This window comes from Actinomycetota bacterium, from assembly GCA_028698215.1.
In the GTDB taxonomy this organism is placed as follows: Bacteria; Actinomycetota; Humimicrobiia; order Humimicrobiales; family Humimicrobiaceae; genus Halolacustris.
The window spans coordinates 1-5,864 of sequence record JAQVDY010000048.1 but is presented as its reverse complement, the minus strand read 5'-3'; the positions used below and the strand labels follow the sequence as shown (position 1 = coordinate 5,864).

Here is a 5,864-nt window from a genome sequence, read left to right as displayed (position 1 = left end):
GGTATCAGGGGTCCTGCCGTTAAACAGCACCTTTACCTCTTCTTCCAGCAGCCTCTGCACACAGGCCTTGCCTATGCCCCTGGAGCCGCCGGTAACTATGGCTACCTTGCCTTTGAGTCCTCTCATTAAAATACCTCCGTTATTGTTAATGATTTGCGAAAATAAAATTATAAAAAATTTTGCTGAAAACAAAAAAATAAGCTATTAAAACCAGTAATATTCATGCATAAAATTTTAATAATATTGTTAAGTATTTTTGTGCCATTTAGCCAAAAACTGGTTTAATTTGCTTGAGATTTTACAACGTAAAAATTATCCAGTCAAGATTGTTTCAAGTGTATCATAATTGTATAAACGATAAAAAATATTAATGGCTAAAATTTTTCTAAGGACTGGTCATTCCTGACAAAAATGCAAATAATAATGTAAAGTTGCAGTAGTGCACAGTGACGGTAAATACCTTGCGGTATCTGGTAAGCATTAGTATAATTATCAAAATTAAAAGTGTTATACTGACAGTAGAAATAGGACATAGAATAACAAGTAAATAGATTAAGCTAGTCCCTAACATGACTGGCTTAATAGTTAAGGATAGATTAGTAGCTATATATTTTTTTCTAACCTTTCATTTTAATAAACTGTCAAGTAAGGAGTATGGAATATGTTAGGTAAGATTATTGACCTGACTGCAGAAATGTTTGATGGAGCACCTACCATGCCTATGGATCCTAAACTAGCTATCACCAAGCACTGTAATCTGGAAAATTTAGGCTATAATCTGGAAAGGGTTACTACTTCTACCCATCAAGGCACTCATATAGATGCTCCTTATCATTTTTTCTATGAAGGCCAAACTATTGATAAAGTAGATATTTCCAGGTTTGTATTAAGGACAGCCAAAGTAGACTTGACCCATAAAAAACCCAAGGAAGCCATTACTGTAGAGGATATCAAGGAATATGAGCCATTGATAAATAAAGGGGTAAGTCTGTTACTGCACACGGGTTGGGATAAGGTTTTTCCTAAAAATGAATTTTTTTATGATTTCCCCTTTGTATCAGTGGAGCTAACCAATTGGCTGGTGGAAAAAAAGATACCACTGATAGGTATGGATATGCCTACTCCTAATGGTGCTGAATGGAAACTGGTACACCAAACCTTTCTTAAGAATAATATCCTGGTAGTAGAAGGCCTGGCCCATATGGAGCAGCTGGGAAATGAAGAATTTACTTTTTTTGCATTACCTTTGAAATTAAAAGGCTGTGGTGGTTCACCCATAAGGGCTATCGCTATTTTAGATGAATAAAATTTTATTTTAGAAATTATCAATCCTACACCAAGAAGGAAGTGATTAATGTGAACGAAACCAAACCCAAAGTTGGAGTAATGGCTATAGCGCTGGGTGCCTATTTTCCACAATTCTCTGGCTTGAAAGAAAACTTAACCAACCAGCACCAGAAGGTTTTGGGAAAATTTGGAAATGAATACCAAATAATATCTGCAGGCATGGTGGATTCTATGGAATCATCAGCGAAGGCGGGCAAACTGTTTGCGGAAAATGATGTGGATGTTGTGTTTTGCCAGACCACTACTTATTCCACTTCTTCCAACCTGCTGCCGGCAGTTAAAGATCTGGAAGTTCCAGTAGTTTTGTTAAATATTCAGCATGTTACTGCTTTGGATATGGATAAAACCACCAAGATAGACCAGTGGTTGGGAGACGGTTTTTCCTGCGGTTGTGTGCCGGAAATGGTAGCGGTACTAAGAAGATTGGGTAAAAGATGTGATGTAATTACCGGTTATCTGGAAGGAGACCAGGCCGTAGATAGGGAAATAGATAAATGGTGTAAAGCTGCTGCAGTCAGGAGGAGGTTTAGGACTACCAGCTTGGGGCTGGTTGGAAGGCCTTATCCGGGAATGATGGACTTATATGTTGATGAAACCAGATTATTTTCAGATCTGGGAGTTTTTACAGAGATGCTGGATTGGGAAGATTTGGTTCAATCCTATCAGGATGTTGATAAGGAGAGCATTAAAAAACAATCGGAAAAAATATTGTCAACTTTTGAGGTGTCTGGGAATATTCCTGAAAAAGAGCTGGAATATCTTTCTGCCAGTGTGTGCGGTTTAGAAAAACTGGCCAAACAAAAGAACCTTTCAGCTATTGCCAGCCATTATACTGCCAATGTTTCAGAAGAAGTGGGCAAGTTGATTGCGGTACTTAATCCTGCTTATTCCATGCTCATTGGCCAAAATGTGGCTTGTGCTGTAGAGGGCGACATGAAAGTGGCATTAGCTATGTCTATACTTAAAAATATTGGTGGTACAGGAACATTGGCAGAACTTTATTCCATGGATTTTGATGATGATATTTGCCTTATAGGCCATAGTGGTTCCGGAGATCCTGCCATATCCGGGCAAAAACCACTGCTGAAATATTCCGAAGTATTCCATGGCAAAGCTGGAGGAGGCTATTTGACCCAGTTTTATCCCAAACTAGGAGAAATCACTGGTTTGGCTCTCACCCAGAATGAAGACGGCAGCTATAAAATGGTAGTTGCTGAGGGTATAAATGAGGATGGACCGGTTTTAAAACTTGGAGATACCAACTGCAGGGCCAGATTTAATATTGGCTTGAGGGAATATGTAAACCGATGGAGCCTTAGCGGTCCCACCCATCACTTTGCGTTGGCTGCTGGTAGCCAGATCGATGCTTTAAAATGTGTATCCAGCATATTGAACATACCGTTAGAGATAATTTGCAGCAATAAATAATTGAAAACCTTTTTCCTTAGGGGAAAAGGCGTAAATTACATTTTTAAGGGGTAGGTTTTAAATTGGAACCTGCCCCTGTTTTTTTGAAGCCATCACTTTTCTTTTTTGTTTAAGGCTTCTAAATACCAGCTTAAAAAACTTGATGGTATCAGTAACCGGATTTACATAGCTTGTAAAATCCTGGTGGTAAATAGTTTTTATGGGAATATTCTGGATATTAAAGCCCAGCCAGCTGGCTTTGAGTAAAATCTCAGGTTCGGTATCAAAATTAGCAGTTTCAATTTTTACCTGCTGCAATACCTTGCTGTTGATATAGCGGTAACCGCATTGGACATCCTTTATCTTTTTGCCCCCAATCTGAGATATTAGCCAGGATGTAAATACATTGGTGGCCAACCTGATAAAGGGCATATCCCCGGTTTGATCCAGCCTGTTGCCTACAATAATATCAGGGTGGTCCAATTCTATCTTTTTTATGAAATTGGGAATTTCCATTACATCGTGCTGTCCATCTGCATCCAGTGTAATTACTCCCTGATAGCCATGCTTTAATATATATTCAAATCCTGTAAGTAAAGACCTGCCCTTGCCTTTATTGGTCTCGTGCTTGAGTAGGATCACTTGGCCTTTTCTTGATTCATCAGTGGATTCTACTACATCCACGGTATTATCCTGGGAACCGTCATCTATGATTATTATATCCATTTTATAGGCAGCACAGCTTTTGATAACCCCTTCAATATATTTTTGTTCATTATATGCAGGTATTAGCAGGGCTATGTCTTTTTGTAGTTGCAATTTATAACCTCAAACTCTGTTATTATAATATCAACTTTAATATCATGTTTTTCTACTGGTATAAAATCTATTAGCTGCAGGCCAAAACAAAGGGCTATTTTTACAGCTTTATCCAGGGACGGCAGCATTCTGTCATAATAGCCTCCGCCATAACCCAGCCGGTTGCACTTCCGGTCAAATACTATTCCGGGGACCATTATTAAATCTATATCTTTTATCCTGGCTGGATGGCATCCCTTAATTACCGGCTCCATTATACCATATGTTCCTGGCACAAGCTGTACCTGGGGATCATCTATCTCATACAGCAGCAGCTTCTGTTTTTCTACCTTGGGAAGTATCACTTTTTTGTTTTCGGACAGGGCCCTATGGACAATGGGAGCTGTATTTATTTCGCTTCCAAAAGGCCAATAAGCCCAGATAACCCTGGAATCCTTGTAAAAATCGGTAGACAAAAACTTATCTGCGATCACCGCGCTTATGCTGAGCCTGTTATCTTCAGGCAGGCGGTCCCTGCTGGCTAGTATTTGTTTTCTTAGGCTTGCCTTGCTAATCAATCTTCTTCATAGAAAGTAGCATTTATGGTTCCTGGACCTACATGTGCCCCTACTATTACACCAATATCTGCCCTAATTATTTCTCTGGGGTTAAATTTATCCCTTATGGTCTGCTCCAGCATATCGCCTTCCTCTTTATTGTCAGAGTCAGATACTGCTACCACCAGTTTTTCCGGCTGAGATACCATCTTGCTCATGGAGTTAATGAGTTCTGCCTTGGCCTGGTTCCACCTCCGGGTAGTCTTGAATTGAGAAATCTCTCCTGAATCAATGGTGAGGATAGGTTTAATTTCCAGCAAAGAAGCTACCAGCCCTTTGGCTTTTCCAATCCTGCCGCCTTTTTGTAAATATTCCAGCGTTTTAGGAACAAATAGGGTTTTAACCTTGTTTCTCAAATCATAAACTTTATCCAGTATCTCTTCCTTGCTTTTTCCCTGTTGGGCCATTTCCGCAGCTTTAATCACTATTATGCCGCAGGGCATATGTACATTATAGGAGTCAATTACTTCAATATCTTGGTCAGCCAGTTCTTTTTTGGCAGCCAGGGCGGAAGCCAGGGTCCCAGACATTTTTTGGCTGATATGTATGGAAATAATGGAATCATAGCCTTTTTCCAGCAAACCCCGGTAAGTCTTTAAGAAATCGGAAGGGGTGGGCTGGGTAGAAGTGGGCAGCTTGCTCACAGTCTGCAGTTTTTGATAGAATTGCTTTATGGTGATATCTTTTCCATCATCCATATAAGTTTCTTCACTGCCAAAAGCAACTATTAAAGGCACTACCGTAATTTCATATTTTTGTACCAGATCTATAGGAATATCTGAAGTACTATCTGTAACTATAGCTATTTTAGCCATTTTTCCTCCTTATTTTTAATTTAATCTTCAAAAAAAGTTATACCTAAAGCTCCCGGGCCCAGATGGGTGCCCAATACACAGCCAAAGCTTACCCTTATAATTTGTTTGGGGCGGAAAGCCTCTTCAATTTTTACCTTCATCTCCTCTCCTTCTTCCCAGGTATCGGAATCAGCCACTGAGACCATTAGCTGCGACGGATCTTCGATTAGGGCAGCCATGGAATTTATCAGTTCATTTTTAGCCTGCCTCCATCGTCTGGTAGTCTTAAATTGGGAAACTTCACCAAACTTCAAGGTCAGAATAGGTTTAATCTCTAAAACGGAAGCGATAAGGGATTTAGCCCTGCCTATTCTTCCTCCCTTTTTTAAATATTCCAAAGTATTAGGTATAAACAATGATTTAATTTTTAGCTTTAACTGGTTTACAGACTCTAATATCTGGCTCAAGTCTTTCCCCTGTTGGGCTAGCCGTGCAGCCTCCAGTACCAAGAACCCTAAAGGCATATGTACCAGCTCGGAATCAATTATCTCAATTCTTCTGTCTGTAATTTTTTTCCTGGCCATAACTGCTGAATCAAGAGTCCCCGACATCTTTTTAGAGATATGTATGGATACCACGTTATCAGCATCTTTTAGCAGCCTGGAATAAGTTTCATAGAAATCACCAGGAGAAGGCTGCGCTGTTTTGGGAAGCATCTTGGACTGCTTAAGTTTTTGATAAAACTGTTCAATGGTTATTTCCTTACCGTCTTCTTTATAGCTTTCATTACCAAAAATAACTGATAGGGGCACCACCGTAATATTATATTTTTCTATAAGTTCTGATGGTATGTCGGCAGTGCTATCAGTAACTACAGCAGTACCACTCATGTTTAACTCCT

7 protein-coding genes are annotated in these 5,864 nt (G+C 39.6%); 2 read left to right on the top strand and 5 right to left on the bottom strand.

Annotated elements, in window-relative coordinates; all coding sequences use genetic code 11:
- The coding region (locus PHN32_08890) for an SDR family NAD(P)-dependent oxidoreductase (protein ID MDD3777704.1) at window positions 1-126 on the bottom strand (126 nt) is incomplete at its 3' end.
- Window positions 127-661: 535 nt separating this feature from the next.
- Here PHN32_08890 and PHN32_08885 point away from each other — a divergent pair.
- Window positions 662-1,306 (top strand): cyclase family protein, encoded by a 645-nt coding sequence (locus PHN32_08885; protein ID MDD3777703.1) that lies wholly within the window; start codon window positions 662-664, stop codon window positions 1,304-1,306.
- 44 nt (window positions 1,307-1,350) lie between these two features.
- Window positions 1,351-2,775, top strand: coding sequence for an arabinose isomerase (locus PHN32_08880; protein ID MDD3777702.1), 1,425 nt, complete (start codon window positions 1,351-1,353; stop codon window positions 2,773-2,775).
- 57 nt (window positions 2,776-2,832) lie between these two features.
- Here the strand turns inward: PHN32_08880 and PHN32_08875 are convergent, their stop codons facing one another.
- The 4 genes from PHN32_08875 to PHN32_08860 all read right to left on the bottom strand — a co-directional run.
- Window positions 2,833-3,573, bottom strand: coding sequence for a glycosyltransferase family 2 protein (locus PHN32_08875; protein MDD3777701.1), 741 nt, complete (start codon window positions 3,571-3,573; stop codon window positions 2,833-2,835).
- Entirely contained in the window at window positions 3,552-4,130 is a 579-nt protein-coding gene (locus tag PHN32_08870; GenBank protein ID MDD3777700.1) for a 5-formyltetrahydrofolate cyclo-ligase, read from the bottom strand. Before PHN32_08870 ends, PHN32_08875 begins: the two co-directional genes overlap by 22 nt.
- Window positions 4,127-4,984, bottom strand: a complete 858-nt coding sequence (locus PHN32_08865; GenBank protein ID MDD3777699.1) for a DegV family protein — start codon at window positions 4,982-4,984, stop codon at window positions 4,127-4,129. The genes PHN32_08870 and PHN32_08865 overlap by 4 nt, the downstream gene beginning before the upstream one ends.
- Window positions 4,985-5,004: 20 nt before the next feature.
- The coding region (locus PHN32_08860; GenBank protein ID MDD3777698.1) for a DegV family protein at window positions 5,005-5,864 on the bottom strand (860 nt) is incomplete at its 5' end.